Below are 25369 nucleotides of genomic sequence, written 5' to 3' on the forward strand. Positions count from 1 at the left end.
CTCCTACTGCTGGAACTCCATGACGTCGGCGACCACGCAGCTGATGTTGTCGGGGCCGCCGGAGCCGTTGGCGAGGGCGATGAGTTCACGGACGGCCTGCTCGGGCTCCCTGACTTCGGAGAGCACCCGTCGGATTTCTTCGGTCGGCACGACGGTCGACAGACCGTCGGAGCAGAGCAGGTATCGGTCTCCCTGCTGGGCGTCGTTCAGGCGCATGTCGGGGACGGCATCGGCTCCTTGACCCAGGGCCCGTATCAACAACGACCGCTGGGGGTGGGAGGCGGCTTCCTCCGGGGTGAGGCGTCCTTCGTCGACCATCGACTGCACCATGGTGTGGTCGTGCGTGATCTGGAACAGCTCTCCGTCGCGCAGGAGATGGACGCGGCAGTCGCCGATGTGGACGAGGGCCAGCTGCGATCCGGTCCAGAGCATCGCGGTGAGTGTCGTACCGGCTGCTTCGGGTGAAGAGCCAGTCGCGGCGACGCCGTCCACGGCCTGCCTGGCCCGCTCGATGGCGTCTTCGAGGACGTTGAGGAGATTGCCCGCCGGGATGCTGTCCGTTTCGAGGTGCTTGAGCGCGTCGACGGCGGCCGCGCTCGCGGGGGCTCCTGCGCTGCCGTAGCCGTCGGCGACGGCGAGCAGGCGGGACCCGGCGTAGGCGGTGTCCTGGTTGCTTTCGCGGACCAGGCCCGTGTCGGAAAGGGCGGCGTAACGGATTCCCAGGGGCTTCGCGGTCGGGGACATGGCTGGGTCCTTCCAGTACAGGTGGTCGATGAGGAAGGTGGCCAGGTCCTGCCGTGCGGCGGTGTCGGCTTCGGCCTGGGCCCAGAACGCGCGGATCTCCTGGGCCGCCGGGCCTGCCTCCAGCGTGCAGACGTGCTGGATGCGGGCCAGGGGCATTCCCAGGCGTCGGAGCCAGGCGACGAGCCGGGCCTGATCCACTTGTTCCGGTGCGTAGAGGCGGTAGCCGGTCACCGGGTCGACGCGAGCGGGGGTCAGCAGGCCGAGCTCGTCATAGAGACGCAGCGCCTTCGGCGACAGGCGGGACGCCTTCGCGAACGTCCCGATGGTCAGCAACCCCATGCTCGCTCCTCCTCATGCCGAGCACATCGCCCGGCCCCACCGATGCTGTGGCTTCCCCCAAGGTGAAGGTCAACCATCGGGGCACTGACTGCTCTTTCCGTGTAGCGGTCGATGCGGCGCATTACCGTGGCGCACTCCTGAACGAGTCCGACGAGGGCGGGACCGGCCGGGGGAGGGGTGCCGACGGGCAGGCGGCGTTGGAACTCCGCGAGGACTCGACCGATGTCGTCGGGGTGACCACTGTCGGCCACGACCGAGCGCCAGGAAGGCATCACCGCGAGGGACATGGCGGCGGCCATGCCGGGATATGCCATCACGTAGAGCCCCGGTCCCCAACCGCTGCGCGCGCTGGTCCGCTTGCGGTGTCGCGCTTCAGCCGGCCCTTCGGCGCTTGAGTTGGTCCCACCGAGCGCCAGGTCGGCCTGGACCGCCGGCATCGCCGTACGCGGCGCGTCACCGCTTCGGGAGGAGCTTGTCCGTCCACAGCGGACGACAAAAGGCAAAGGCAAGGAGGTTACCCACTCCTTGCCACTTTCAAGATATAGCGCACCGGGGGGCTTGCGGCAAGGCCCGGGTCGTGCCGCAGAATCGTCGGCCTGGGCCAGAACCTGCGGAAATCAGGGATTCGCGAAGTACGCGTGCTGTTGTCGATGTATGGGTCACGCGGGACGCCGAACCACCGGTGGGACTCGCGTTGCGTTTGCGGGGGCTGGGCGCGGAGGCGCGGGCGTGCGTGCCGCCGGACCGCGCGGAGCGGCTGGCCGAAATCCAATCTCGTTGAATGGGCGTTTTGATGATTGACGTGATCGTGGTCGGCGGCGGACCGACCGGCTTGATGCTGGCCGGCGAGTTGCGGCTGGCCGGAGTGCACGTGGTCGTGCTGGAGAAGTTGGCGGAGCCGACCGCGGAGTCCCGCGGGCGCGGTCTGCACGTGCGCAGCGTCGAGGTGATGGACCAGCGCGGCCTGCTTGACCGGTTCCTCGCGGTCAGTGAGAAGTTCCAGGTCGGAGGTTTCTTCGGCGGCATCATGAAGCCGTGGCCGGACCGGTTGGACACGGCGCACCCGTACGGCCTCTCCACCCTTCAGCCGGTCACCGAGCGGCTGCTCAATGAGCGTGCGCTCGAACTCGGTGCCGAGATACGGCGCGGCTGCGAAGTGGTCGGGCTGAGCCAGGCCGAAGACGGGGCCGGCGCCGGGGTGACCGTCGAGCTGGCGGACGGCACGCACCTGCGCTCGCGCTACCTCGTCGGGTGCGACGGCGGCCGCAGTGCTGTGCGCAAGCTGCTCGGCGTCGGTTTCCCCGGCGAGCCCGCCAAGGTCGAGACGCTGCTGGGCGACATGGAGATGACCGAGGATCCGGCGACGGTTGACGCCATCGTCGCGGAAGTCCGCAAGACCCAACTCCGGTTCGGCACCATCCCCAACGGGGACGGGACGTACCGCGTCGTCGTGCCCGCCGACGGCGTGGCCGAGGACCGTGCGACCGCGCCGACGCTCGAGGAGTTCAAGGAGCGGCTGCGGGCGGTCGCGGGCACCGACTTCGGCGTGCACTCGCCACGCTGGCTGTCCCGGTTCGGCGACGCCACCCGGCAGGCCGAGCGCTATCGGGTCGGCCGGGTGCTGCTGGCCGGCGACGCGGCGCACATCCACCCGCCGACCGGCGGGCAGGGGCTCAACCTCGGCGTGCAGGACGCGTTCAACCTCGGCTGGAAGCTGGCCGCCGCGGTCAACGGCTGGGCGCCGGAGGGGCTGCTGGACAGCTACCACGCCGAACGGCACCCGGTGGGCGCCCGCGTGCTGGACAACACCCGTGCGCAGATCGCGCTGCTCGGAACCGATCCGGGGGCGACCGCGCTGCGGGAGCTGTTCTCGAAGCTGATGGACTTCGAGGAGGTGAACCGGTACGTGACCGGGATCATCACCGCGGTCGAGGTCCGCTACGACTTCGGCGAGGGCCACGAACTGCTCGGCCGGCGGATGCGGGACGTGGGGCTGAAGCGAGGGCGCCTCTACGAGTTGATGCACGGCGGCCGCGGGCTCCTCCTCGACCGGACCGGCCGGCTCTCGGTGGCGGGCTGGGCAGATCGGGTCGACCACGTCGTCGACGGCAGCGAGGAATTGGACGTGCCTGCGGTACTGCTGCGGCCGGACGGCCACGTGGCGTGGGTCGGTGAAGATCAGCAGGATCTGCTCAGCCGGCTGCCCACGTGGTTCGGCGCTGCCGTCGGCTGAGCGCGCAGTTGTGGCCCGAAAGGGTGGGCCGTGTTCTGCTGTCCTGTCCCAGATAACTGTGGGCATGGTGGGGCTCTGACCTGTGGTGCTTACGGTTGAGTGGGACGAGCCGGCTCCTCCTGTCCCGCTCAACCGTAGGCAGCCACCTCTGGGGGTGTGCATCGCGAAAGTCCACCGATGGCCCTGGCGTTCCTGGCGGGGTGAGCCCGCGGGATCCCACTGGACCCGGGTGTGCCGGTGCGCCGGCCTGAGCCTGCTCATGAGATTCGGCCCGGCGCACCTACTGCAGCACCGCCAAGCGCCTGGTGGAGTGTCAGCGCGCTGCGAGGTTTGCGAGCAGTTCGGCAGCGGGCTTCGGGCGGACGAGCCAGCGCAGGTGGCTCCCCTCGAGTGTCCGAACCTCAAAGGGGTTGTCGGGTGTGAGCGTGTTGGCTTCGCGGATCATACGGTCCTGCATGACGAGCGGAATGCTGGCATCGTTGGCAAGGCGCACATAGGTCTTGGGAATCCGACCCCAGGTCGTGGCCTGTGCCCGGTCGGCAGACGTACCGACATCTAGGTTCTCATCGGGCTGGAAGGTGTTCAGGAACGTCCGGAACTCATCGTCGGCGAGGTCGGCGGAGAAGGCTTGCCTGAACGCGGCGAGTGCCGCCGGGTCAGCGGTTCGGAAGTTGGTCCGGATCAGACCGAGCTCGATCGGGTTCCCGACGACCGCCGGAGCGAAGGCGCCCAGGTTGACTTCCGCCATCTCCGGCTCGGCGTAGTAGTCATTGACGTCCAGGTCGACCGGGCACCAGGCGGAGACGTAAGCGATCCGGTCGATCAGCTCAGGCCGGGCGTTGCCGGCCGCGGTGATCGTGATGCCACCCCTGCTGTGGCCGACGAGGATGGTGGGTCCGTTCTGCTTCGCCCGTTCGAGGACTTCGATCACGCGGGCGGCATTGTCGGCGAGTGTGACTCCCTTGATGCTCCCCGGTTCCGCGGCGAGCGCGTTCACATCCTGAGGAGCCTGGTAGGCCGCGGGGAATGTCGCCTCGAACCCGTGCCCCGGAAGGTCGACCGCAACCGAGCGGTGCCCGAGCAAGGCGAGCTCGGCCTGGAGCGGCGCGAACGAGAACGAATTCGCGAAGGCCCCATGAACAAAAACGAATGTCGGCAGATTCTGCATGCCTCAGCCTCCAACAGAACGATCTCCGCAGCAAGATCAGGGGTTCGAAGGGGTGTCCGCATCGGGAAGCGGCGGTGGAATTCGGCGATGGCCTGAGCGACGAGGAGGAGGTGGTCACTGCTGGCCGCCTGTCTCCAAGTGGCAGACGCGAACGGACCGATCAGCGTGATGTGCTCGGGGAATCCGGCTGCAATCAGCCAGGGTGCCGCTTTGTCCGGTTCCACTGTCGGCTGCCCGGAGGTCGGGGATGGCTTTGGCCAGGTTCTGCCGGGACTGGCCGCTGAGGATGCAGAGGGCATCGAGGCTGGTGAGGCGGGAGTCCAGCCAGCGTGAGGGAGAGCGCAGGCCGGCCAGCAGAACATGGTTCGCCAGGGCCGGCCGGGACCAATAGGACGACTCGCACTCGCTGGGGAACGGCGGCAGGGTGATGGGAAGTGGGCGAATAGGAACTCCTGACGGAAGGACTCCCAAGTCCCCTCGTTGTCCCCTGGGAAGGTGGGCTGCGGCCTGGTGCGAGGATGCTGTCGTGTCAGATGCGATTCAGACAGTCAACTGGGGTGTCATACCGGGCCATCCCGGCTGGTACGAACCGGCTCGTGCCGCACGCGGTCTGCGCGCCCTGGCAGATGCAGCGAGCCTGATACAGGCAGCCGAGGCCGGCTCGCTGCTCGACGGCGGCGGGATCGTCCATGGCCACAGTGGAGCGGTGTTCCCAGCGGCTGTGGTTGCGGTACCCCTGCTCCTGGACATCGCCCAGCAGGGTCACCCGGCGGCGAGGGACACCGCGTTGGGGCTGATTGATGAGGCCTTGTCGTCCTATCCTCACGTCGGGTACTCGCGAGTGGCGACGCCCTGCGGGACAGCGGTCCCGATCTGCTGCGCCATCGCCCATCACCTGCGAGCCCGCACCGTTTTCCTCGCCGGGCTGGGGAAGAGGGGCAAGGCGCTACTTGCCGATGCTGCCGAGCACTGGCGCTTCGAGATCCAAGAGTGCGCCGCCGACGGCAATGACACGGCAGCCTTCGGGGCTCTGGCAGGCTGTTTCCCGGCGGGCGGGCACGCGGCGGAACTGCACCTCGCCGGTGGGATCACTGTGCTGGACGACGTTGTCCTCGAATACCCGCCCGTGCAGGGCTCTCGCGAGGCGGCCTTGCGGGTGATCGGACGGCATCCGGGCGAACTACCGCCCGGCGCCACCCTGTTTCCGGCGGAGTGCGGGGAACGCGTGCACTGACCGGCTTCTCTCCTTCAAGGGCATTCCGGTACAGGGACCGGCCGCCGTCGCGGCGCGGTGAGACGCCTCCAGCAGATGAGGATGCATCCGAGGGTGAGGAAGGCTTCGTGAATTTCGTCCCGGATCTCCCAGCGGATCCGCAGGCGGCGGAACCAGTGCAGGCGGGTGAACGTGCGCTCCACGACCCGGCTTTGGGTGCCCAGGCCGGAGCCGTGTTCGGTACCCCGGCGGGCGATCAGCGGCTTCACGCCGAGGTCCCGAACCAGACGGCGGTACTTGTCGTGGTCGTAGCCGCGGTCGCCCAGCACCACGTCCGGGCGGCGCCGGGGCCGGCCCCGTTTGCCCCGCACCGGCGGCACCGCTTCGAGCAGGGGGACCAGTTGAGTGACGCCGTTGCGGTTGCCGCCAGTCAAGGTGGCCGCGAGCGGGATGCCGGTGGCGTCGGTGATCAGGTGATGCTTGCTGCCCGTCCTGCCCCCGTCAACGGCGATCGCCAGCGTCCGCGGAGGAGGGGCGAAGCCGGCGATGCCGCTTCCAGTCGCTCGGCGTAGTCCGCAGACCTACTGACCACGGGCCGGCTGGTTGGCGATAAGCAGGGTGGTGCCAGCCAGGCGGAAGCCCAGGCGGGCGTAGATACGGGCGACGGCCTCCTCCGCGTAGGCGAGGAAGATGGTGTGCACGCCGTGATCGCGGGCGTGGGCAGCCAGTGCCGCCATGACAGCAGCGCCGAGACCCTGGCGGCGGGCCGTGGGAAGAGTGCCGATTCCGCCGATCTCGGTGATGCCATTCGCCGGGTGGTAGTGGCCCGCGGCAAGAGGAGTGCTGTCCGGAGCGAAAGCAGCGACGAGGGTTTTGTGGCCGGCGCGGAGAGAGGGACGGATCGTTGTCACCGTGCCGTCCGCTGCGAGCTTTTCGGCCGCTACCGCCAGCTCGGCGCGGCCCGCCGGACCTACCGCTGTGCCCTCTGCCGCGAAGGCCAGTTGGGGGATGGCGAGTACGGCGGGCAAGGCCGGATCGTCGGCGGCCAGGGCCCGGATCGTAACGCCCTCGGGCAGGGGCTGCGGGGGCAGCGGATGGTGTGGGCCGAGGGTCATCAGCGGGCGTTCCGTTACCGGGAGGCCGGCTGCCTCGATGCGGGCGCGCAGCAGCGGCGTCACCTCGGCGAGCCACTCGAAGGACTCCGGCACGCCGAGCCCGCGCTGTCGGGCGCGCACGCGGGCGATGTCGGCGGCGGTGGCCGTTACGGGGCCTGCTGAGGTAGGGCGGGCGTGGTTCGGGCCGCCGTAATACGGGGTTCCTTCGGCCTTTCGTACAAAGAGGCGCAAGGGGCCAAACTCTTCGACATCGGCGAACACCAACGGCACCGTGGCGTAGTACTGCTCGATGCGGTCACGCAGGGACGGCTCGCTCATGCGGCTCATCCCACCACGGGGAGGCGCAGCACCGCTTCCGAAATAAAGGTCCCGAGCGTGAGTCGACCAGAGTAATCGTCAAGACCTGTGGACCGGGTAGTTAGAAGAAGCCGATGGTGCCCTTGAGAAGACGAAGGGCTTTTGCGCGGTATGTGGCGCTGCCGCGCCAGATCTTCTCTGCCTGCACGCTGGTGATCGTGACGCCCGCCCTCCCGGCTGAGTTCTTCGCGGGCGCCAGGTGTCCGCAGGCGATGAGTGCGCCGATGCGAAATAGAGCGATGCCCAGTTGGCGGGCGGCCTCGGGCTGGGACAGCCAGGCATCGTCTGCCACCTGGGGAACCCGCAGGAGCTTTGGGTAGCGGCGCTCGTCTTTCGGAGTCATCAGGCGGCCCCCGCTTCGGAGCGTTCGACGAGGTGACCGTTCTTGAAGCGGGCGCCGTTGCGGACGAGGGCAACGAAGTGAGGTGCGGTGATCGCGCGCCAGCGGGTCTGGGCGGACTCGACGAGCTTGAACACCATCGCCAGGGCCGCGACCGGGCTGCCGGCCCCGCGGGTGACCTTGGTCCGCAGCTTCACGGTGCTGAAAGTGCACTCGATGGGGTTTGTCGTGCGCAGGTGCACCCAGTGTTCGGCGGGGAAGTCGTAGAACGCGAGGAGCTCGTCGGTCTCGTCGGTGACCTTCTTGGCCGCTTTCGGCCATTTGACGCCGTAAGCGCGCTCGAAGCCCTTGACCGCCTTCTCGGCGTGGTCGCGGTCCTCGGCGTTGTAGATCTCTTGCAGGGCCTTCTTCGCGCCGGGCTGGGCCGACTTCGGTAGCGCGTTCATGACATTGCGGACTTTGTGAACCCAGCACCTCTGGTGTCTGGCCTGTGGAAATACCTCCGCCAGGGCCCGCCATAGGCCCATCGCGCCATCCCCGACCACGAGTTCGGGATCGCGCATGCCGCGTCGGCGGCAGTCGCGCAGCAGGTCCGCCCACGACTCGGTCGATTCACGCAGCCCCTCGGCCAGCGCGATGAGTTCCTTGCGGCCGTCGGGGCGCACGCCCATCAGGACCAGGACGCAGGAGTGGGCCTGGCCGAGGCGGACCTTGGGGTGGACGCCGTCGGCCCACACGTAGACGTAGTCGGAATCCGACAGGTCGCGGGCCTGGAAGGCCGTGTGGTCCTCGGCCCACTGCTTCGTCAGCCGGGTCACCGTCGCCGGCGAGAGGCCGGTCGAGGAGCCGAGGAACTGCTCCATCGCTGGCACGAAATCCCCGGAGGGCAGTCCGTGAAGGTAGAGCAGGGGCAGGACCTCACTGACCTTCGGAGACTTCCGGCACCACGGCGCAAGGGTCTTCGACGAGAACCGCTTGCGCTCACCAGTCTCCACGTCAACACGCTTGTCATTCACGCGAGGCACCTTCACCGCGACCGACCCGGCGGCGGTGGTCACCTTCCGTTCGCGATGATGACCGTTGCGGACCACCAGACGGCGACCGGCCTCATCCCGGTCACCGGACAACTCGGCTATGTACTGGTTGACTTCGGCCTCCAGGGCCGCGGCGAGCATCCGCCGCGCACCCTCACGGACGATGTCGTCCATCAGGGATCCGGTCTCGGTGGTTCCCTCGTCGTTGACTACGCTGAGCACGGGCGTGCCTTCCCGACCCGCGGTGCAACGCGGGTCTACTCGGTGACCATCAATCGATCACTCGGGAAAGTACGCCCTCCGCGTTCCGCGAGGCACCCCTCCCGAGGCCGATCCACAGGTCTTGAGCATTGCTCCTCGCCCGGCGCCCGTTGCTACTACGACAAGCAGCGTGCACGCGATGTCGGCTACAACCCCGCCCTTCGACAGATCGGCAATCGCCTCGTCGGCATCCTCCACGGCTGCCTCAAGGCCCGCACCCTCTACGGCGAAGCGACCGCATGGTCGCACCACGCACACCTCCATGCCGCTTGACCTCAAACGACATGGGGTGTCTCAAACGGCGTCAGCGCTCAACTGGCCAAGTGAAACGCTCGCTGACTCAGACACAGCGACAACAAGCCTGCCCATGTGGCAACTATCGTGCTTCGGCTCACTGCGCCGCTCGTCGACTACGGACGACTGGTGACAGAAATCCCTGCGAGGTGACAGTTATCGCTGCGAGTCACAGAGGGCCATGCGAGTGGTGTGGCGCACTTTTGCAAGCAGGCGCTTGCAAAAGTTAGCAAGGGTGGCGCACCATCGACGTATGGCATCACTCAACGTCGGCAATCTCGGTGAGTATCTGCGCGAGCAGCGGCGCAATGCGCAGCTGTCGCTGCGGCAGCTCGCCGATGCCGCCGGGGTGTCCAATCCCTACCTCAGCCAGATCGAGCGCGGGCTGCGCAAGCCGAGCGCCGAGGTGTTGCAGCAGGTCGCCAAGGCGCTGCGGATCTCCGCCGAGACCCTTTACGTACGGGCCGGGATTCTGGATGAGCGGGAGCGGGAGGAGCTGGAGACGCGGGCGGTGATCCTGGCCGACCCGTCCATAAACGAGCGGCAGAAGAATGTTCTGCTGCAGATCTACGACTCCTTCCGCAAGGAGAACGGGTTCGAGCCCGGACCGGAATCCGGCGCCGAAGCCGGATCGGTGACCGGCGGCGAGTCCGGACCGGGGGCCGGTGCGGACGGCCGCCCCGGTGCCGACGGCCCCCGCACGGCCGGCGGCGGCAATGCCGGCACAGCTTCAAAGCCTTCAAAACCCTCACACTGAGTCTGATGATCCGGGAGGACCACAGTCATGGCCATCACCGATGACCTGCGCAAGACCCTCACCGACCCGACCCCCCTCTACTTCGCCGCCGGTACGGCCGATATCGCCGTCGAGCAGGCGCGCAAGGTCCCGGCGCTGATCGAGCAGCTGCGTGCCGAGGCGCCGGAGCGTATCGAGGCCGTGCGTAACACCGACCCCAAGGCCGTGCAGGAGAAGGTGACCTCACAGGCCAAGGAGGCGCAGGCCACCGTGCAGGCCAAGGTCACCGAGGTGATCGGGTCGTTCGACAGTGATCTGCGGAAGCTGGGCGAGAGCGCCCAGGACCTGGCGCTGCGCAGTCTGGGCGTGGCCGCGGAGTACGCGGTGCGGGCCCGGGAGACGTACGAGAAGGTCGCCGAGCGCGGCGAGCAGACCGTGCGGACCTGGCGTGGCGAGACGGCCGACGAGATCGTCGAGATCGCCGTCGTCGTCGAGCCGCGCAAGGAGTCCAAGCCGACGGGCACCGCGAAGACGGAGCCCGCCGCCAAGCCGGGGCCGGCAAAGGCGTCGCCCGCCCCGAAGACCGTCAAGCCGGAGAGCAAGGCCCCGGCCGCGCCCGCCAAGAAGGCGCCCGCGCACAAGCCCGCCGCGAAGAAGACCAATCCGCCGACCGCGAAGTAGGGCCTCGGCCCACAGCCGGAGTGTGTACCGGGGCGCGGGGCGGGCACCTTTCGAGGTGCCAGGCGCGTTGTCCCGGTACCTTGGCCGCGAGGCGCTCATCCACTCATTAGGCGGTGCACACCATGTTGCTCACAGGATTCAGCACACTCGTCTGGCTGCTCTACATGGTCATGCTCGTCCTGGCCGTGGTCGCACTGTTCTTCGCCGCGATGGCCCGTGAGGACGCCTACCGGGCCGCGGACAAGCAGAAGAAGTCCTTCTGGCTGATCATCCTCGGTATCACCGTCGCCGTGAATCTCTTCGTGCCGATGCTGTTCCTGCAGCTTGCGGGCGCGGTCGCGTCCATCGTCTTCCTGGTGGACGTACGGCCCGCGCTGAGGGCGGTCTCGGGTGGTGGCGGCCGGCGCGGCGGCTCCAGCAGCGACGGGCCGTACGGGCCCTACAACGGCGGGCGCTGAGCGCTCGCAGAGATTGCCGGGGCCGTGGGTGATGCCGGTTCGGGGCGGGGGCGCGGGATGCTCCGGCCCCGGTTGGCGTACAGGCCCCGTCGGCGGACGTGTTCCTGATCGCGGTCGAGCAGCAGGACCGCGACGTCGTCGGTCAGTTCGCCGCCGTTCAGCTCCCGCACCTGGGTGACCGCGGCCTCCAGGAGATCCTCGCCGGTGAGCCCCTGAGCCAGCTGGCGGTTGATCATCGCGACCATGCCGTCCTGGCCGAGCCGTTGAGTGCCGTCCGGCCCCACACGCCCCTCGATCAGCCCGTCCGTGTACATCATCAGGCTCCAGGAGCCGCCGAGATCCACCTGACGGCGAGGCCATGGGGTGTCCCCTGCTCGAAGAGCTTGGGGAAGGTCGTTGCGCGGCAGCAGACCCAGAGCCGGGCCGCCGTCCTCGTACGGGAGAAGGTGCGCGGCCTGTCCGTGCCGGGCGATCAGCGGGGCGGGGTGGCCCGCCAGGCAGAGGCCGGCGCGCCGGCCGTCGGGGGTGATGTCGACGGTGCAGAGCGTCGCGAAGATCTCCTCGCTCTCCCGCTCGTGCTCCAGGACCTGCTGCAGCGTGGAGAGCAGTTCGTCGCCGCAGAGCCCGGCCAGTGTCAACGCCCGCCATGCGATGCGCAGTTCGACGCCGAGCGCCGCTTCGTCCGGGCCGTGCCCGCAGACGTCGCCGATCATCGCGTGAACGGTGCCGTCGGGCGTACGGACCGTGTCGTAGAAGTCCCCGCCGAGCAGTGCGCGGCTGCGGCCGGGGCGGTAGCGGGCCGCGAAGCGCAGATCGGAGCCTTCGAGCAGCGGGGTGGGGAGCAGGCCGCGTTCGAGGCGGGCGTTCTCCTGGGCGCGCAGCCGGGACTCGGTGAGCTGGTGCTGGGCGACGTCGGCGCGCTTGCGTTCGACGGCGTAACTGATGGCGCGGCTGAGCAGCCGTCCGTCGAGTTCGTCGCGGAAGAGGTAGTCCTGGGCGCCGACCCGTACCGCCTCGGCGGCCAGCTCGGCGTCGTCCTCCGCTGTGAGGGCGAGGACGGCGTGGCGCGGGGCGATCCGCAGGACGTGCTTGAGGGTGGCGAGCTCGTCGGCCCCTTCGGCGGGGGCGGAGCGGGTCTCGCTGCCGGTCGGCAGGGCCAGGTCCAGCAGGATGCAGTCCACGTCGTCCGTGAGGAGCCGGCCCGCCTCGGTCAGGTTGCGGGCGGTGCGGATACGGACCCGCGTGCCGGCTGCGGCCGGGAGCTCGGGGACGGTGAAGGTGCCCGCCGGGTCGTTCTCGATCACCAGGAGGGTCAGGTCGGCGCCGTGGGAGGTCTCCGCATCGGAAACGGCGCGCTGCTGCGGTACGGGTACGGGCATCGGTTCGGGTTTCCTTCCCTCCCCCCGAGGGCGCGGCGGAACGACGATCGACGATCCGCCAGACGGGGACGATAGCGGTCCGCGGTGGGGGAACGGAATGGTGTTCCGCAATTGCCCGCTGTCATATGCACCGCCATAAGCCGCCTCAGGTCACGGATCCGGCGAGATGTGCGGGGGTGGGGCGGGTGCCGGGGCATGACAAAGGTCACGCGGGATGGTGGGGGGTGGGTGGTGCGGGTCACTCCCGTGGGCGTCCCCGGCGGGTGCTTCGTCCTCGATCGCCGGACGGGCTTGATCTGCCCGTCCGGGCAGCACGCGCTACTTGTCCGGGCGGACCACGCCGAGGATCTGCATCGAGCCCGCGCCCGCCAGTGTGACGTTCCGGCCGGGGCGGGGGGCGTGGATGATGGCGCCGTCGCCGATGTACATGCCCACGTGGCTGGCGTCGCCGTGGTAGATGATCAGGTCGCCGGGGCGCATGTCCTTGACGGCGATGCGGGGCAGCAGCCGCCACTGCTCCTGCGAGGTACGCGGGATCGGCCGGCCCGCCGCCGCCCAGGCCTGTGACGTCAGCCCGGAGCAGTCGTACGAACCGGGGCCCTCGGCCCCCCAGTCGTACGGCTTGCCGATCTGCGCGGTCGCGAAGGCCACCGCCTTCTTGCCCTTCGCACTCGCCTCGCGGTTGATGTCCTTCAGGGCGCCGGAGCTGAGCCAGGCCGTCTGCAGCTTGTACTCGGCCGCCTGCTCCAGCTTGAGCAGGCGGGCCCGCTCCTTCTTCTCCAGCTGGTCTTCCAGCTTCTTCGCCGCGGCGATCTGCGCGTTGATCTTCTTCTTGGCCTCGGCCTGCTTGAGACGGTTGGCTTCGAGCTTCTCCCAGTTGGTACTCGCGTCCTGGGTGTACGTCTCCAGGTCCTGCTGGGTCCTGGTCAGTTCGCCGAGGACGCCCTGGGCGGCCTGCTGGCCCTCCCTGACCCGGCTCACCCCGTCGAGGAACAGCTGCGGGTCGTCGCTGAGCATCAGCTGGGCGCCCGGCGGCAGTCCGCCGGTGCGGTACTGCTCGCGGGCCTGGGCGCCGGCCTGGTTCTTGAGCTCGGCGATCTTCGACTGGCCCTCGACGATGGCCCTGGCCAGCTTCACGATCTCGCCGGACTGCTTCTTGGCCTGCTCCTCGGCGAGGTTGTACGCGTCGGTGGCCGCCCCGGCCTTGCGGTAGAGGGCGTCGATCTCCTCGCGCACCTCTTCGAGGCTCTTCTTCGGTGTCTTCGACCCGGAACCGGACCGGGTGTCGGGCTGTGTCACTGGGGGGGAGGGGGGTGCGGGCGCGGCGAAAGCCTGGACCGGCGCGGTGAGTACGGTCAGCGCACAGACCAGACTGATCGCGGCTGCGGCAACGTGACGTCGGTTCACGGGATCCCCCTCCGAATGAATCTGATTTACCGTCAGTAACTTCTTGCCGATGACGAGATCGTGCCATGCCGTACCGAAAAGCAACAGAGGCACACACCTGCTGTCCTGACGGTCACACGGGTCGACCGGCGCCCCGGGAATCGCTCCCCATCGTCCTGACGAACGATGCCCTGTCCGCGTTCCCTCCCGCCTCCTCGCATGTGGGCCCGCCGGGTCTGTTCAGTACGTGTTGGGCTGTCGGTTGGGCTGGAGGGCGGGCCACTTCACCGTGACTTCGCCCTGGCGCCACCGCCGCACCCCGTCCGCCAGCGGCCAGTCGCCCGACAGCGCCCGCACCGCCGTGATCCAGCGCTGCCGGGCACCCAGTGAAGCGTACGGAGCTGCCGCGGCCCACGCCCGGTCGAAGTCCCGCAGGAACGCATGGACCGGTTCGCCCGGAACATTGCGGTGGATCAGCGCCTTGGGGAGGCGTTCCGCGAGGTCGGAGGGGCGGTCCAGGGAGGCGAGCCGGGTCGCGAACGTCACGGTGCGCGGGCCCTCCGGGCCGAGCGCCACCCATACGTGCCGGCGCCCGATCTCGTCGCAGGTGCCCTCCACCAGCAGTCCGCCCGGCGCCAGGCGCGCGCAAAGCCGCTGCCAGACCGCGGCGACCTCACCCTCGTCGTACTGGCGCAGCACATTCGCCGCCCGGATGAGGTCGGGGCGCTCGGGGAGCGGGATCTCGAAGCCGCCGTGCAGAAAGGTGAGGCCCTCGCGTTCGTACGGTTTCGCCGCCGCGACCCGCTCCGGGTCGATCTCGATGCCGACCACCGTCGTGCGCGGCTCGGCGGTACGCAGGCGCTGCAGCAACTCGACGGCGGTCCAGGGGGCGGCGCCGTACCCGAGGTCGACGGCTACGGGGGTGTCGGCGCGGCGCAGGGCCGGGCCGTGGGTGGCGGCGATCCAGCGGTCCATGCGGCGGAGCCGGTTCGGGTTGGTGGTCCCGCGGGTCGCGGTGCCGATGGGGCGCATGACAGCGAGCGTAACGATCTCACGGGGGCGGAAGGCGACGCGGGTGCCCGGCCCCGGTCCGGCCCGGTGGGCGGCGCGGGGTGCCCGGAGCCCCGACCCGGCATGCGGCCCCCTCACTGCAATGATTTGGTAAAGCGGAAATGAAAGGAGAGATTCCGCTGTTGCAGCCCCCGAAGGGGCTCTGGTCCCTTCGGTGCCATGCCCTGAGTGAGGAGGACCGGACGACGTGAGTCAGTACGTCTCCCGGCTCGGCAGCAGCCGTGTCGCGCCGCGCCTCAGGTTCCCCGCCGCCTTCCCCGGCGGTCACCGCAAACCTCGCCGCATCGCGATGCTCTCCGTGCACACCTCGCCCCTGCACCAGCCGGGCACGGGTGACGCGGGCGGCATGAACGTCTACATCGTGGAGCTGGCCAAGCGCCTCGCCGCGATCAATATCGAGGTCGAGATCTTCACCCGGTCCACCACCGGCGGGCTGCCCCCGACGGTGGAGCTGGCGCCCGGTGTCCTGGTCCGGCATGTCGACGCGGGGCCGTACGAGGGTCTGGCCAAGGAGGAGCTGCCCGCCCAGCTCTGTGCCTTCACGCACGGCGTCATGCAGGCATGGGCCGGCCAGCGCCCCGGCTACTACGACCTGGTCCACTCCCATTACTGGCTCTCCGGTCATGTCGGCTGGCTCGCCGCCCAGCGCTGGGGCGTCCCGCTCGTCCACGCCATGCACACCATGGCGAAGGTCAAGAACGCGGCGCTCGCGGAGGGCGACACCCCCGAGCCCGCCGCCCGCGTCATCGGCGAGACCCAGATCGTCAGCGCGGCCGACCGGCTGATCGCGAACACCGCCGAGGAAGCGGACGAGCTCATCCGCTTCTACGAGGCCGATCCCGGGTCCGTCGCCGTCGTACACCCCGGGGTCAACCTCGACCGCTTCCGCCCCGCCGACGGGCGCGCCGCGGCCCGGGCGCGCCTCGGACTGCCGAAGGACGCCCTGATTCCGCTCTTTGCGGGCCGCATCCAGCCGCTGAAGGCCCCGGACGTGCTGCTGCGGGCCGTCGCCGTCCTGCTGGAGCGCGACCCCTCGCTGCGTCGCCGGATGGTCGTACCGGTCGTCGGCGGTCCGAGCGGCAGCGGACTCGCCAAACCGGAGGGGCTGCAGAAGCTGGCGGCGCGGCTGGGCATCGCCGATGTCGTACGGTTCCAGCCGCCGGTCGGGCAGGACCAGCTCGCCGACTGGTTCCGGGCCGCGTCCGTGCTGGTCATGCCCTCGTACAACGAGTCCTTCGGCCTGGTCGCCATCGAGGCCCAGGCGGCGGGCACCCCGGTCGTCGCGGCGGCCGTGGGCGGTCTTCCGGTGGCGGTGCGGGACGGGGTCAGCGGCTTCCTGATACCCGGGCACGACCCGCAGGCGTACGCGCAGGCGCTGGGCCGGTTCGCCGAGGCGCCGGAGCTGGTCGCACGAATGGGGGCGGCGGCCGCCGCGCACGCCCGGGGTTTCGGCTGGGACACCGCCGCGTCCGCGACCGCCGACGTGTACACGGCCGCGATGCACGAACACCGCCGTCGCGTACGCTCGCACCATGGCTGACGTACCCGATGAAGCGGTGACGACGCAGGTCGCGCAGGTCGCGCAGATCATCGAGGCGACCCTGAAGGACGCCGAGCTCGAATGGGAGAGCCCCGAACCCGGCAGCTACGTCGTCAAGCTGCCCGGCACGCGGAAGCTGTCCACCACCTGCTCGCTGCGCGTCGGCAAGCACTCGCTCTCTCTCAACGCCTTCGTCGTCCGTCACCCGGACGAGAACGACGCGGCGGTGCACCGCTGGCTGCTGGAGCGTAACCTCCGCCTCTTCGGCGTGAGTTACGCGATCGACCAGCTCGGCGACATCTATCTGGTCGGCAAGCTGCCGCTCTCCGTGGTCACCCCGCAGGAGCTGGACCGGTTGCTCGGCACGGTCCTCGAAGCGGCCGACGGCTCGTTCAACACCCTGCTGGAGCTGGGCTTCGCGAGCGCGATCCGCAAGGAGTACGAGTGGCGGGTGTCGCGCGGCGAGTCCACGCGGAACCTGGACGCGTTCACGCATCTGACCCAACGCCCCGTCGGCTGACCTTCCGTTGCTGCTGATGCGGATCGACGGGCCCGCCCCGTACAGCGCCACGGTCGGCGTCAGCGAGGTGACGGAGTTCGACCAGATCGACGTCCCCGACTTCACCGGCGATCTGCACACCCGGCTGGAGGCGTACGGCACACCGGAGGCGGTGTTGCCGCCGAACCTCCACGCGGCGCAGCGGGCACCGGCCGGCTGAGGGGCGGGCGCTGCGGACCGGTGGTCAGTCCCGTGCCCGCAGTGCCGCTTCCACGTCCGCCAGAGCCGATTCGAGCTGCGGACCGACTTCCTTCCACACCCAGTCGAGGTGCTCCTGGGGAACGCGCCGCGGAACGGTCTCCACCAGCATGATCAGGTAGAGGTAGCAGCGGTAGAGCGCGAGCCGCAGCCGCACGGACGCGTCGAACACCAACGGCTGCCCGCTCCCGCTTCCGTACCCGGCGAGGAAGTCCTCGTCCTCCTCCATGTTCGCGAACAGCGCGAGCGATACGAAGTCGGCGACCGGATCGCCCCAGAACATCCGCTCACCGTCGATGATCCCGCCGATGGTGCGCGCGCCGGGCTCCCCGCCGACGAGCAGGTTGCCCTGCCACAGGTCGAAGTGGACCAGGGCGGGCCGGGTGACGTCGCCGAGTACGGGCGAGGCGGCGGCGATCAACGCGCGGATATCGGCTGCAGGGCGCGGCAGCCGGGCACGGTAGGTGTCCGCGTCGGCGAGTACGGCGTCCGTCATCGCCGTGAACGCCTGCCGCCAGGTCGGGGCCAACGGGCCCAACGCCCCGGCCGGATAGCCGAATCCGCCGGGGCCCGTGACGGAGTGCAGCCGGGCGACGATCCGCCCCAGCTCATTCCTGAGCCGGCGCTCCTCGGCATCGGACAGGACGCGGTCGCCCGCGGCCCCGGCGATGTCGTACCAGGGCTGACCCGGGCAGGCCGACATGATCACGTACGGACCGGTCGGGGCGTCCGGGTCCAGTTCGCTGTGCAGGACACGGGGGACTGCCGCCGAATCGCCCGCGCAGGTGTAGAACTCGACCTCGTTGACCAGCAGATCGCGTTCGTAACTCATCAGGGTTCCCTCGGTCGTGGGCGGCGGTATCTTCACCACCCAGTCGCTGCCATCGAGGAGAGTCACCCGGGTGACGGCGTTGAACGTGCCTCCGGCGAGGGGTGCGACTGCGGCGATCCGGTCCTCCGTCACGCCAACAGACCGGAGAACGACCGCGGTTGTGTCATCTGGCTGCATGGGATGAATTGCCCTCTGTGTCGGTATTCGATCCGGCTTGCGGCGACGGACGGCGCTTTCACAGGATGATCACGGCGCCATCACGATCACATCCCGTGCCCTGATTGATTGATCGTCAAACCAACTGTCGCTCATAGGGTGAGCAAAACCCGAAGATCCAGCTCAGAGAGACGGACCGGACCATGCGATCCACCGCCGTACGCCGTACCGCCGTTGCCGCCACCGCGGTGTCCCTGGCCCTGCTCGCCACCGCCTGCGGCGGCGGATCGGACTCCGCTTCCGGTGACAAGGGAGCGGATACCAAGGGCAAGGACTCCGCCGCCGCGAAGCCGGCCGCCAAGGCGCTGACCGCCGCCGAGCTGGAGAAGGCGGCGCTGGCCCAGGGCGACGTCAAGGGGCACAAGATCGCCAAGGCTGCGGCCAAGGACGTGATCTCCGGCGACGACATCAAGGTCGAGAAGGAGGTCTGCGCGCCGTTCGCCGACGCGCTGATGGGGGCGCAGGTCGGTGAGCCCGCGGCGTTCACCAAGCGGACGGTCGTCAGCGAGCCCAAGAAGGGCAGCATGGAGCAGGACGGCGCGGATGCCGAAGACGCGTTCAAGGCGGCGTTCGACATCACGACGACGCAGCTTGCCCTCGGCTCGTACGACGGCAAGGGCGCGGAGGAGTCGGTCGCCTCGCTGCGCACCGCCGCCACCGACTGCGCGGGCGGGTTCGACTTCACGGCTGCCGGTGAGAAGCAGAAGGTCAGCAAGATCACTGAGGAGCGGGTCAAGGGCGGCGAGGAAGCGGTCGCCTGGACGGTGCAGCTTGAACAGGGTGGCGAGAAAGGCCAGTTGAAGCTGGTGGCTCTGCGTCAGGGCCCCACGTTCGCCTCGTTCTCCTCGATGAACCTGGCCTCGATGGGCGGGGGCGGGGACTTCGAGCTGCCGACCGCGGTGGTCGAGGCTCAGGCCGCGAAGCTGGCGTAGGAGGCCGGGCGTGGCTCTGCGCGTTCCTCGTGGCGGCGGGCCTGTGCCAGTTCGCCGGCGCCGCGTCCGTGGAACAGGTATGCAACCCGGCACGTGTGAGTACTCGTACTCATGATCGGTGCCTCACCCTCCCGGCAGGCTGGTCGTACCAACCACCCAGAGGGAGCCAACCGTGCGCAGGATCAGCCGACTTGACCGATCGGCGCCCGCGAGAAGCGGGCGCCGCCCGAGCCGGTCCGCGGTGGGCCTCGCCCTGGCCTCCGTGACCGTGGCGCTGCTGACCGCGGGCTGCTCGATGGAGGACGCGATCTGCGGCGGCGGCGAATATCCGGTCCTCGCCGTCGGGGGCGCCGGATCGGCGTGCGTGCCCGACGACGAGGCACCACCGAAGGGCTTCGCCCGGTATCCGAAGGGCAAGGTTCCCGAGCATGTGGGTGACAAGTGGGACAAGTACTGGGATACCCGCACCGTGGACGAGAGCGGCAAGACCATCGGCATCCCCGCAGAATCCGGGGAGTGAGGCAGGATCGCTCGGGTTGCCCGGGCATCACCTCGGTTCGGTGCCGGCTCAGGGCAGCGGGACGAGCCTCACCACGGTGACGATCAGGACGGACCCGGAGACGTAATAGAGCACGATGGCCCCGGCGACCGTCGCCTCGCGGCGGTCGCGCTCGCTCTTGACGGCCGACGACCCGTGCCCGTACGGGTCGAGGCCCAGGGTGCGCGCCATCTCGTCCCGGAAGACCTCGCTGTCGCGCATCTTGGCCAGGGTGTCGTCGGCCGGCGGGGCGTAGGAGATGCGGAAGCTCAAGCTACGGTCCGCCTCTCGGCCTCGTCCTGCGCCAGCCGGTCCAGGATCTTCTCGGCCTCCGGATCGGGTACGGCCTCCAGCATCCAGTGCCGCATGACCGCCTGGATCTCGCTCACACCGGCGTCGTTGATGGCGCGGTCGAACTCCTCACGTCTCTCCTCGGGCAGGGTGGCCCGGATGTCCGGAATGCTGTTGGGTACGTCGACTTCGGCGCCGCCGACGAAGGTCTTCAGGGGCTCGCCCATGATTGCTCTCCCCGCTCTCCTTGCTCTCTCCGCACGGCCCGTCCGATCGGCTCCGCCCATGCGCGGGCCGGTGCTCGGGCCACGGTAGCGCCAGGGCGCGCGACCGACGCGGAGCCCACGCGATACGTTCGCCCCGTGACAGGAACATCGTGGGACATATTGCTTCTTGGCGGGGCGTCGGGCGTCGGCAAGAGCCGGGTGGCCGCGCAACTGGCCGATGAGGTCGAGGCGTTCGTGGTCGAGTTCGACGACGTAGTGAGCGCCGTCGGGGCCATGACGACGGCTGAACACCACCCCGCTCTCCACCACTTCGATGACATCCCCGACATGGCACAACTCGCCACCGAGCAGGTGCTGGACCTTCAGATCGCCACTTCCAGGGCCCTGGAGCCCGCGGTGTTGGGAGTCGTGCGCAACCGCCTGACGGTCGACGTCCCCGCCGTGATCGAGGGCGACTACCTCACCCCGGCCGCCGCTGCGGCGGCGATCCACGAGGGCCGGGCGGCGGACCGCCGCGTGCGGGCGGTGTTCCTGCACGAGGAGGACCCGGACCAGATCACCGCCAACTACGCCTCCCGGGAGCCCGACAGCGGCGAACAGCGGCATCGGGCGCAGGTCAGCGCGGAGTACTCACGATGGCTGGGCGACCAGGCCCGCCTGCATGCTCTGCCGGTGGTCGCCTGCCGCCCGTGGGACACGTTGGCGGCGCGCATCGGGCGGGCGTTGGGTGCGGAGGGGGAGGGGCGGGAGCGGGAGTTGTTCGAGCTGCCGGGGGCGTGACGAAGCTCGGGGGCGGGGGCGCTGCCCCCGCAGTCATGGACGGCGAATCAAGCCCCCTGCGGCAAACCCCAGGCAGGGGGGCTCGTTCAGGTAGGGCCCTACTACTTGGCCCAAGGTCTTGCCGCCGCTCCTGGCGACCTGGGTCTTCGCTGGTCCGGGCCTTGCGCGGCCTCGTCCGAGCTGTCGTCATCGGCCGCTGCCGAGTGGCCTTGGACGGCCCGGAGACGGACCCGGCCTACCGATTCTGTGCTTTGAACCAGCGGATCGCAGTGATGGCCAGTCCGACGACAGCGGTGATCGTGACAGCTGCTGCGATCTTGGCACCCAGGTCCATTGCTCCGAACACGTGCGTCTCCCCCGTCGAGTGGGTGCAGTCGCCTGCAGATACGCGCTCGCGTTCGCGCGTGTGATGACCATGGCATGCCGTCCGGCGTTCGTGGCATCCAAAGCGAAAGCTTGAGGATCTTCTGAGCTCGGCCTCTACACATGCGGTGGTGTGCGACACCCATCGCCGAGCCACCGTCGAAGCCGCGCGCCTCAGCCCACTGCCGTCCCCAGGCTTCCATCCCGTCTGCCTTCGGCCACACCGTGGAGCGGGCTTGGTCCCTGGCGTCCAGGTGGAGCGCGCGGTGCAGACACGCATGGGCGGCCGATAGCCGGGCGTCGGGCGGAGGTCTTGAAATGCCCAGTGCGACAACAAGCCCCCTGCCTGCGGAGGAGGAGCCGCAGGCAGGGGGCTTGTTGTCGACGTACTACTTCTTCTTGCCCGGGTCTTGCGTACCGCTCCGGCTGACCTGAGTTATGCCTGCTCCGCGCCCCGTGGTTGCGGAGATGTCACCTGTCATCGCCGGTGGTCATCTGCTGCCGTTTGTTGGCCTCGGACGGCCCAGGGACGGCCCAGGAACCCTGCTGTACACCGTGTCCAGGCGCTAGCTCAGCTGCGGCGGACCGATGACGGTCTGGCCAACCTGTTCGGCCAGCCAGGTTGCATGGCGTTCCTCGTACCCGTCGCCGTTTCTGCGACGGACGTGCACGAGGGCAGTGTGCTCGTCGCGGCGCTCGTCCAGTTCGCGTGTGGCGGCGTTGAACAGCACAGAGACCTCGGCATGCTTGAAGTCCGCGTACAGGCCCGGTTCCGGAACCTCCGGCCAGCCCAGACCCTCCCAGCGGATCTCTGCCACATGCCTGCCGGCCACGGCCATGAACCTGTCCTCAACGCTTCCTACTGGCTGATCCAGCATCGATGCCCAGATCGGCAGATGCGCCGACAGGAATGCGGGATCGGTGGAGAGCTGGGGTGCGTGGACTCCACCGTGCAATCCAGTCGGGTCGCTTGGATCGCGGACCCAGTCCTCGGTGTCCTCTTTCCTGAACCATGCGTCGGGCAGCGCGCTCCATACGCGCAGTACGTCCTCGACTGTGAGGAGTTCGACGTCCACGCCTACGCCCGCGTGCTGCTGGTCACCCACCGCGAGCAGCTGGCGCGCTACTCGGAGCGCCAATGCAGGATCGTCAGTGCGGAAGACGGGATAAGCAACGTCAACGGACATGCGTGCACCCTGCCACAACGATCCACGATCGAAGATCGATTTTTCCGGGGCCCGCGTCGGGCAAGTTCAGGGGGCCACTCGTTCAAATTCCGGGCAGGGGCAAAGCCTGCCCGAGTTGCCGGGCCGGCGTACGGCCCCCTGAACATGCCCGACCCCAACCCGAAGAGGACACCGGCCAAAGCCGCTCCGGCCGGCCGCTCGTTCGGCTCACCCGAGCGGAGGGTTCGGTTCAAGCAGTCCTGCGGTGTGCGTGCCAGGCGGTGGCGGCGGTCGCGAGGCGCAGGGTCCACGGGTCGGGGTCGGCGGTGCTGATCTCGGACCAGACGTTGGCGTTGGCGGCGGCGAAAGCGATGATGCCCTCGGCAGGGGCGGTGTGCCAGGCGGGGATCTCGGCGGCCCACCCTTCGGCCGATGTGGGGGTGTGGCCGGAGGCGATGAGCCAGATGACCCAGTAGCCGGCATCGAGCCAGGCCGCTCCGCGGGTCGCCCACGCCCACCTCCGTGAGAGGCCCCCACGTCTGGCCGGAGTCGCGGGAGACCCGCAGCGTCATCCGTACGTCGTCCTGTCCGTTCGCCATGGTCAGGAGCATCGCGATTCGCAGGCTCAGCCAGAAAGGCCAAGCGGATTACCCAACTTGGGTAACATCACCCTCGGTTGACTAAGTGCAGCGATCCGTAGTCCTCATGCCGGAGCGTGCCCGATGCCCAAGCCACCTCGCTCGAAGGAACTCCCGGTCAGCCTGCTCACGGCTCCAGTGATGATCGAGGCATGCCAGGCCAGAGACTTCGGCCGCATCTTTCAGCTGGTCAAAGCACGAGCAGGCATCTATCCGTCGATGATCGCGCGCCGCTGCGACCTCACCCCGAGCCGCGTGGGCGAAGTGATCGCTGGGCGAAGACAGTTGCTGCATATGGACGTGATCGAACGGATCTCGGACGGACTGCGCATCCCCGGGCACATGCTCGGTCTTGCCCGACGCCCCTGGGAGGTGCCAACCAGCCTGACGGTCGCGCCCCGAGAACCGGCCGAGGCACCGACCCCATCCGCCGAGCCGCTGGCCGCCGGGCTGCCGGGGGCGGACGTGGACAGCATCCTCGCCCTGGCGGCCGAGCGGGACCTCAGCCCGTCGACGCTGGACGCGCTGCATTCGTCGATCGAGGACTACTGGCGGAGGGACGACGAGCACGGCGGTGAGACCTTACGGCCGGCGGTCGTCGGCCAGCTCCGCTACGTCGTTGATCTCCTCAAGGAGCAGCGTCCCGCGCCCATGAGAGCCGGCCTGCACAGCATCGCGGCCGAGCTGGCCCGGCTCACCGGGTGGACCTACTTCGACGCCCGCCAGTACAACCAGGCACGCGCCTACTTCACCGAATCCCTTGGCTTGGCCAAGTCGATCGAGGACCACCAGTCCATGGCCAATGTCCTCGCCTGCATGAGCCTCCAGGCCACCTACCAGGACAAGCCCGGGGACGCCCTCGCACTCGTCACAGCGGCCCAGGACCAGGCCCGAACGGTCGTGGGGACGACACCGCGTGTGCTGGCCATGCTCGCGATGCGCGAAGCCTTCGCCCACGCCACCCTCGGGAACCACAGCGCGACCCACACCGCGATCTCGGAAGCCCACACCCACTTCGGCCGGATCGGCACCGCCGATCCGGACCCAGCCTGGGTTGCCTACTTCGACGAGCCGAAGCTGATCGTGGACACCGGCATTGCGCACGGTCGCCTGGGCGAAGCCGCCCTCGCCGAACCTCTCATCGCGGACGCTCTACGCCGCGAACACCAGACGAACCACCGAGGCCGTGCCTTCCACGCCTTCTGGCTCGCCCGCACCCAACTCCAGCGCGGCAAACTCGACGAGGCGTGCCACACGGCTATGGATGCCCTGGTCCCGGCGGCGGCCGTCAGCTCGCAACGAGTCGCCAGCCACCTCAGGGAGTTCTACGAGCAGCTGGAGCCCTTCCGCCGGGAGTCAGCCGCGGTGGCGTTCGAGTCCCGGCTCCGGGAAGTGCTGCCCCGCCAGGTCAGCGGATCGCCTCGTCCATGAGCACGTACAGCAGCCCGACCAGGGAGCCACTGCTGACGATCTCGCGACGGTCGATCATGCCCCGCACGTCTGCCAAGGGGATCCACTCGATCCGATCCGACTCGTTCTTTTCGGTCGGCGGTCCTTCGTACGTCGCCCCGTCGGCCCGGAAGACGTGGTGCTGGGAGTCGGTGATGCCGTTCGCTGGCTCGGCGTAGATCAGCGGCTTTATCGGACCGGGCCGCCAGCCGGTCTCCTCCAGCACCTCACGGGCCGCTGCATCGGCCGGTGTCTCGCCCTCCTCGACCAAGCCCATGGGCAGCTCCCACGCCCAGGCGTCCGTGATGAAGCGGTGCCGCCACATCATCAGAACCTCGCGCCGTTCGTTGACGACGGCGGCCACGGCCAGGTGCCGGAGCTTGACGACGTGGTGTTCCCAGCGGTTCCCGTCCGGCGTCTCGACGTCGGTGAGCCACAGGTTCACCCAGCTGTTCTCGTAGATCGGACGTTCCCCGTGGATCTTCCACTGCATCGCTGCGGCCCCTCTCGATCGACCTCCAGCATCGCAGAGCAGCCCGGGCTTCTGCGACTGCCATCAGGCAGTTGGTAGAGCTGAGTTGAGGCCTGCGACGGTTGGCCTCTTCAGGGCAAGGGGGGTGACTCGCTCGTCCGGTGGCGAGCCTGAACTGGGGCGGGGAAGATGCCTGGGCTGTAGGACGCTGTGGTGGGGGCTCAGAGGAGTCCAGCTGTGCGCCTTCGGCGTGCAGAGCCGTGCTGCCGCAGCTGCGTCCTGTGGACCAGGGGAGGACCAAGAGTGCTCTGGGGCAGATGTCGCAGGAGGAAATGGCGAGGTCAGGCCCATGGGGTAGT

General features: G+C 69.0%; 24 protein-coding genes and 3 pseudogenes. 12 read left to right on the top strand and 15 right to left on the bottom strand.

Going from position 1 to position 25369, the window contains the following annotated elements; genetic code table 11:
* Positions 1–3: 3 nt before the first annotated feature.
* Entirely contained in the window at positions 4–1083 is a 1080-nt protein-coding gene (locus tag ACZ7IB_RS25755; RefSeq protein WP_470916081.1) for a MerR family transcriptional regulator, read from the bottom strand.
* 793 nt (positions 1084–1876) lie between these two features.
* Here ACZ7IB_RS25755 and rox point away from each other — a divergent pair.
* Positions 1877–3316: a rifampin monooxygenase gene (gene rox, locus ACZ7IB_RS25760; RefSeq protein ID WP_470916083.1), complete on the top strand. Its 1440-nt coding sequence runs from the start codon at positions 1877–1879 to the stop codon at positions 3314–3316.
* Positions 3317–3629: 313 nt separating this feature from the next.
* Here the strand turns inward: rox and ACZ7IB_RS25765 are convergent, their stop codons facing one another.
* Entirely contained in the window at positions 3630–4484 is an 855-nt protein-coding gene (locus ACZ7IB_RS25765; RefSeq protein WP_470916085.1) for an alpha/beta hydrolase, read from the bottom strand.
* A gap of 526 nt (positions 4485–5010) precedes the next feature.
* Here ACZ7IB_RS25765 and ACZ7IB_RS25770 point away from each other — a divergent pair.
* Positions 5011–5718: a hypothetical protein gene (locus ACZ7IB_RS25770; RefSeq protein WP_470916088.1), complete on the top strand. Its 708-nt coding sequence runs from the start codon at positions 5011–5013 to the stop codon at positions 5716–5718.
* Between the two features lie 14 nt (positions 5719–5732).
* Here the strand turns inward: ACZ7IB_RS25770 and ACZ7IB_RS25775 are convergent.
* The 4 genes and pseudogenes from ACZ7IB_RS25775 to ACZ7IB_RS25790 form a co-directional block, all read right to left on the bottom strand.
* Positions 5733–6203, bottom strand: a pseudogene (locus tag ACZ7IB_RS25775) (IS5 family transposase); the annotation flags it as partial.
* 75 nt (positions 6204–6278) lie between these two features.
* Positions 6279–7130, bottom strand: coding sequence for a GNAT family N-acetyltransferase (locus ACZ7IB_RS25780; RefSeq protein WP_470916090.1), 852 nt, complete (start codon positions 7128–7130; stop codon positions 6279–6281).
* Positions 7131–7230: 100 nt separating this feature from the next.
* On the bottom strand, positions 7231–7512 hold the full coding sequence (locus ACZ7IB_RS25785; RefSeq protein ID WP_470916092.1) for a DNA-binding protein: 282 nt from the start codon (positions 7510–7512) through the stop codon (positions 7231–7233).
* Entirely contained in the window at positions 7512–8765 is a 1254-nt protein-coding gene (locus tag ACZ7IB_RS25790; protein ID WP_470916093.1) for an IS256 family transposase, read from the bottom strand. The genes ACZ7IB_RS25785 and ACZ7IB_RS25790 overlap by 1 nt, the downstream gene beginning before the upstream one ends.
* A 586-nt stretch (positions 8766–9351) precedes the next feature.
* On the opposite strand from ACZ7IB_RS25790, the gene ACZ7IB_RS25795 reads away from it, so the two are divergent.
* The 3 genes from ACZ7IB_RS25795 (at position 9352) to ACZ7IB_RS25805 (ending at position 10973) form a co-directional block, all read left to right on the top strand.
* Positions 9352–9855: a helix-turn-helix domain-containing protein gene (locus ACZ7IB_RS25795; RefSeq protein ID WP_470916095.1), complete on the top strand. Its 504-nt coding sequence runs from the start codon at positions 9352–9354 to the stop codon at positions 9853–9855.
* A gap of 27 nt (positions 9856–9882) precedes the next feature.
* Positions 9883–10515 (top strand): hypothetical protein, encoded by a 633-nt coding sequence (locus tag ACZ7IB_RS25800; protein ID WP_470916097.1) that lies wholly within the window; start codon positions 9883–9885, stop codon positions 10513–10515.
* A 122-nt stretch (positions 10516–10637) separates the two neighbouring features.
* Positions 10638–10973 (top strand): DUF2516 family protein, encoded by a 336-nt coding sequence (locus ACZ7IB_RS25805; RefSeq protein WP_470916099.1) that lies wholly within the window; start codon positions 10638–10640, stop codon positions 10971–10973.
* Here ACZ7IB_RS25805 and ACZ7IB_RS25810 read toward each other — a convergent pair.
* The 3 genes from ACZ7IB_RS25810 to ACZ7IB_RS25820 form a co-directional block, all read right to left on the bottom strand.
* The gene (locus tag ACZ7IB_RS25810) at positions 10955–12352 is read right to left on the bottom strand and encodes a PP2C family protein-serine/threonine phosphatase (RefSeq protein ID WP_470916101.1); all 1398 of its coding nucleotides are present in this window, start codon (positions 12350–12352) and stop codon (positions 10955–10957) included. The genes ACZ7IB_RS25805 and ACZ7IB_RS25810 overlap by 19 nt on opposite strands.
* A 318-nt stretch (positions 12353–12670) precedes the next feature.
* The gene (locus ACZ7IB_RS25815; RefSeq protein ID WP_470916103.1) at positions 12671–13759 is read right to left on the bottom strand and encodes a C40 family peptidase; all 1089 of its coding nucleotides are present in this window, start codon (positions 13757–13759) and stop codon (positions 12671–12673) included.
* Between the two features lie 219 nt (positions 13760–13978).
* Positions 13979–14770, bottom strand: coding sequence for a class I SAM-dependent methyltransferase (locus ACZ7IB_RS25820; protein WP_470916105.1), 792 nt, complete (start codon positions 14768–14770; stop codon positions 13979–13981).
* A gap of 226 nt (positions 14771–14996) precedes the next feature.
* On the opposite strand from ACZ7IB_RS25820, the gene mshA reads away from it, so the two are divergent.
* The 3 genes and pseudogenes from mshA to ACZ7IB_RS25835 form a co-directional block, all read left to right on the top strand.
* A complete protein-coding gene (gene mshA, locus ACZ7IB_RS25825; protein ID WP_470916107.1) occupies positions 14997–16349 on the top strand; it encodes a D-inositol-3-phosphate glycosyltransferase in 1353 nt (450 codons plus the stop codon).
* Positions 16342–16869 carry a type III secretion system chaperone family protein gene (locus ACZ7IB_RS25830; RefSeq protein WP_327273866.1) on the top strand — a complete coding sequence of 176 codons (528 nt, stop codon included), beginning with the start codon at positions 16342–16344 and terminating at the stop codon, positions 16867–16869. Before mshA ends, ACZ7IB_RS25830 begins: the two co-directional genes overlap by 8 nt.
* Before the next feature lie 13 nt (positions 16870–16882).
* Positions 16883–17068 (top strand): annotated as a pseudogene (locus ACZ7IB_RS25835) (hypothetical protein); the annotation flags it as partial.
* Between the two features lie 24 nt (positions 17069–17092).
* On the opposite strand, the gene ACZ7IB_RS25840 reads toward ACZ7IB_RS25835, so the two are convergent.
* Positions 17093–18115: a phosphotransferase family protein gene (locus ACZ7IB_RS25840; protein ID WP_470916109.1), complete on the bottom strand. Its 1023-nt coding sequence runs from the start codon at positions 18113–18115 to the stop codon at positions 17093–17095.
* Positions 18116–18297: 182 nt separating this feature from the next.
* On the opposite strand from ACZ7IB_RS25840, the gene ACZ7IB_RS25845 reads away from it, so the two are divergent.
* Entirely contained in the window at positions 18298–19086 is a 789-nt protein-coding gene (locus tag ACZ7IB_RS25845; protein ID WP_470916111.1) for a hypothetical protein, read from the top strand.
* 172 nt (positions 19087–19258) lie between these two features.
* A complete protein-coding gene (locus ACZ7IB_RS25850; protein ID WP_470916113.1) occupies positions 19259–19606 on the top strand; it encodes an SCO0607 family lipoprotein in 348 nt (115 codons plus the stop codon).
* 48 nt (positions 19607–19654) lie between these two features.
* On the opposite strand, the gene ACZ7IB_RS25855 is transcribed toward ACZ7IB_RS25850, so the two are convergent.
* Both ACZ7IB_RS25855 and ACZ7IB_RS25860 read right to left on the bottom strand, forming a co-directional pair.
* Entirely contained in the window at positions 19655–19897 is a 243-nt protein-coding gene (locus ACZ7IB_RS25855) for a hypothetical protein (protein WP_114245783.1), read from the bottom strand.
* The gene (locus ACZ7IB_RS25860; protein WP_114245784.1) at positions 19894–20142 is read right to left on the bottom strand and encodes a hypothetical protein; all 249 of its coding nucleotides are present in this window, start codon (positions 20140–20142) and stop codon (positions 19894–19896) included. Before ACZ7IB_RS25860 ends, ACZ7IB_RS25855 begins: the two co-directional genes overlap by 4 nt.
* 135 nt (positions 20143–20277) lie before the next feature.
* Between ACZ7IB_RS25860 and ACZ7IB_RS25865 the strand changes: the two genes are divergently transcribed.
* On the top strand, positions 20278–20922 hold the full coding sequence (locus ACZ7IB_RS25865; protein WP_470916115.1) for an AAA family ATPase: 645 nt from the start codon (positions 20278–20280) through the stop codon (positions 20920–20922).
* Between the two features lie 929 nt (positions 20923–21851).
* Here the strand turns inward: ACZ7IB_RS25865 and ACZ7IB_RS25870 are convergent.
* Both ACZ7IB_RS25870 and ACZ7IB_RS25875 read right to left on the bottom strand, forming a co-directional pair.
* Positions 21852–22424, bottom strand: a complete 573-nt coding sequence (locus tag ACZ7IB_RS25870; protein ID WP_470916117.1) for a hypothetical protein — start codon at positions 22422–22424, stop codon at positions 21852–21854.
* A 277-nt stretch (positions 22425–22701) separates the two neighbouring features.
* Positions 22702–22968, bottom strand: a pseudogene (locus ACZ7IB_RS25875) (aminoglycoside phosphotransferase); the annotation flags it as partial.
* Between the two features lie 205 nt (positions 22969–23173).
* Here ACZ7IB_RS25875 and ACZ7IB_RS25880 point away from each other — a divergent pair.
* Complete coding sequence (locus ACZ7IB_RS25880; RefSeq protein WP_470916119.1) at positions 23174–24520, top strand: hypothetical protein; 1347 nt, start codon at positions 23174–23176, stop codon at positions 24518–24520.
* Here the strand turns inward: ACZ7IB_RS25880 and ACZ7IB_RS25885 are convergent.
* Positions 24498–25031, bottom strand: a complete 534-nt coding sequence (locus ACZ7IB_RS25885; protein ID WP_032764683.1) for an NUDIX hydrolase — start codon at positions 25029–25031, stop codon at positions 24498–24500. The two genes, ACZ7IB_RS25880 and ACZ7IB_RS25885, sit on opposite strands and share 23 nt — an antisense overlap.
* Positions 25032–25369: the final 338 nt, after the last annotated feature.

The organism is Streptomyces sp. NPDC037301 (assembly GCF_055602785.1).

Bases quoted from the DNA above. Each gene is read 5' to 3' on its own strand.
- ACZ7IB_RS25755 (WP_470916081.1), bottom strand. From the start codon at position 1,083: ATGGGGTTGCTGACCATCGGGACGTTCGCGAAGGCGTCCCGCCTGTCG.
- rox (WP_470916083.1), top strand. From the start codon at position 1,877: ATGATTGACGTGATCGTGGTCGGCGGCGGACCGACCGGCTTGATGCTG.
- ACZ7IB_RS25765 (WP_470916085.1), bottom strand. From the start codon at position 4,484: ATGCAGAATCTGCCGACATTCGTTTTTGTTCATGGGGCCTTCGCGAAT.
- ACZ7IB_RS25780 (WP_470916090.1), bottom strand. From the start codon at position 7,130: ATGAGCGAGCCGTCCCTGCGTGACCGCATCGAGCAGTACTACGCCACG.
- ACZ7IB_RS25785 (WP_470916092.1), bottom strand. From the start codon at position 7,512: ATGACTCCGAAAGACGAGCGCCGCTACCCAAAGCTCCTGCGGGTTCCC.
- ACZ7IB_RS25795 (WP_470916095.1), top strand. From the start codon at position 9,352: ATGGCATCACTCAACGTCGGCAATCTCGGTGAGTATCTGCGCGAGCAG.
- ACZ7IB_RS25800 (WP_470916097.1), top strand. From the start codon at position 9,883: ATGGCCATCACCGATGACCTGCGCAAGACCCTCACCGACCCGACCCCC.
- ACZ7IB_RS25805 (WP_470916099.1), top strand. From the start codon at position 10,638: ATGTTGCTCACAGGATTCAGCACACTCGTCTGGCTGCTCTACATGGTC.
- ACZ7IB_RS25810 (WP_470916101.1), bottom strand. From the start codon at position 12,352: ATGCCCGTACCCGTACCGCAGCAGCGCGCCGTTTCCGATGCGGAGACC.
- ACZ7IB_RS25820 (WP_470916105.1), bottom strand. From the start codon at position 14,770: ATGCGCCCCATCGGCACCGCGACCCGCGGGACCACCAACCCGAACCGG.
- ACZ7IB_RS25830 (WP_327273866.1), top strand. From the start codon at position 16,342: ATGGCTGACGTACCCGATGAAGCGGTGACGACGCAGGTCGCGCAGGTC.
- ACZ7IB_RS25840 (WP_470916109.1), bottom strand. From the start codon at position 18,115: ATGCAGCCAGATGACACAACCGCGGTCGTTCTCCGGTCTGTTGGCGTG.
- ACZ7IB_RS25845 (WP_470916111.1), top strand. From the start codon at position 18,298: ATGCGATCCACCGCCGTACGCCGTACCGCCGTTGCCGCCACCGCGGTG.
- ACZ7IB_RS25860 (WP_114245784.1), bottom strand. From the start codon at position 20,142: ATGGGCGAGCCCCTGAAGACCTTCGTCGGCGGCGCCGAAGTCGACGTA.
- ACZ7IB_RS25880 (WP_470916119.1), top strand. From the start codon at position 23,174: ATGCCCAAGCCACCTCGCTCGAAGGAACTCCCGGTCAGCCTGCTCACG.
- ACZ7IB_RS25885 (WP_032764683.1), bottom strand. From the start codon at position 25,031: ATGCAGTGGAAGATCCACGGGGAACGTCCGATCTACGAGAACAGCTGG.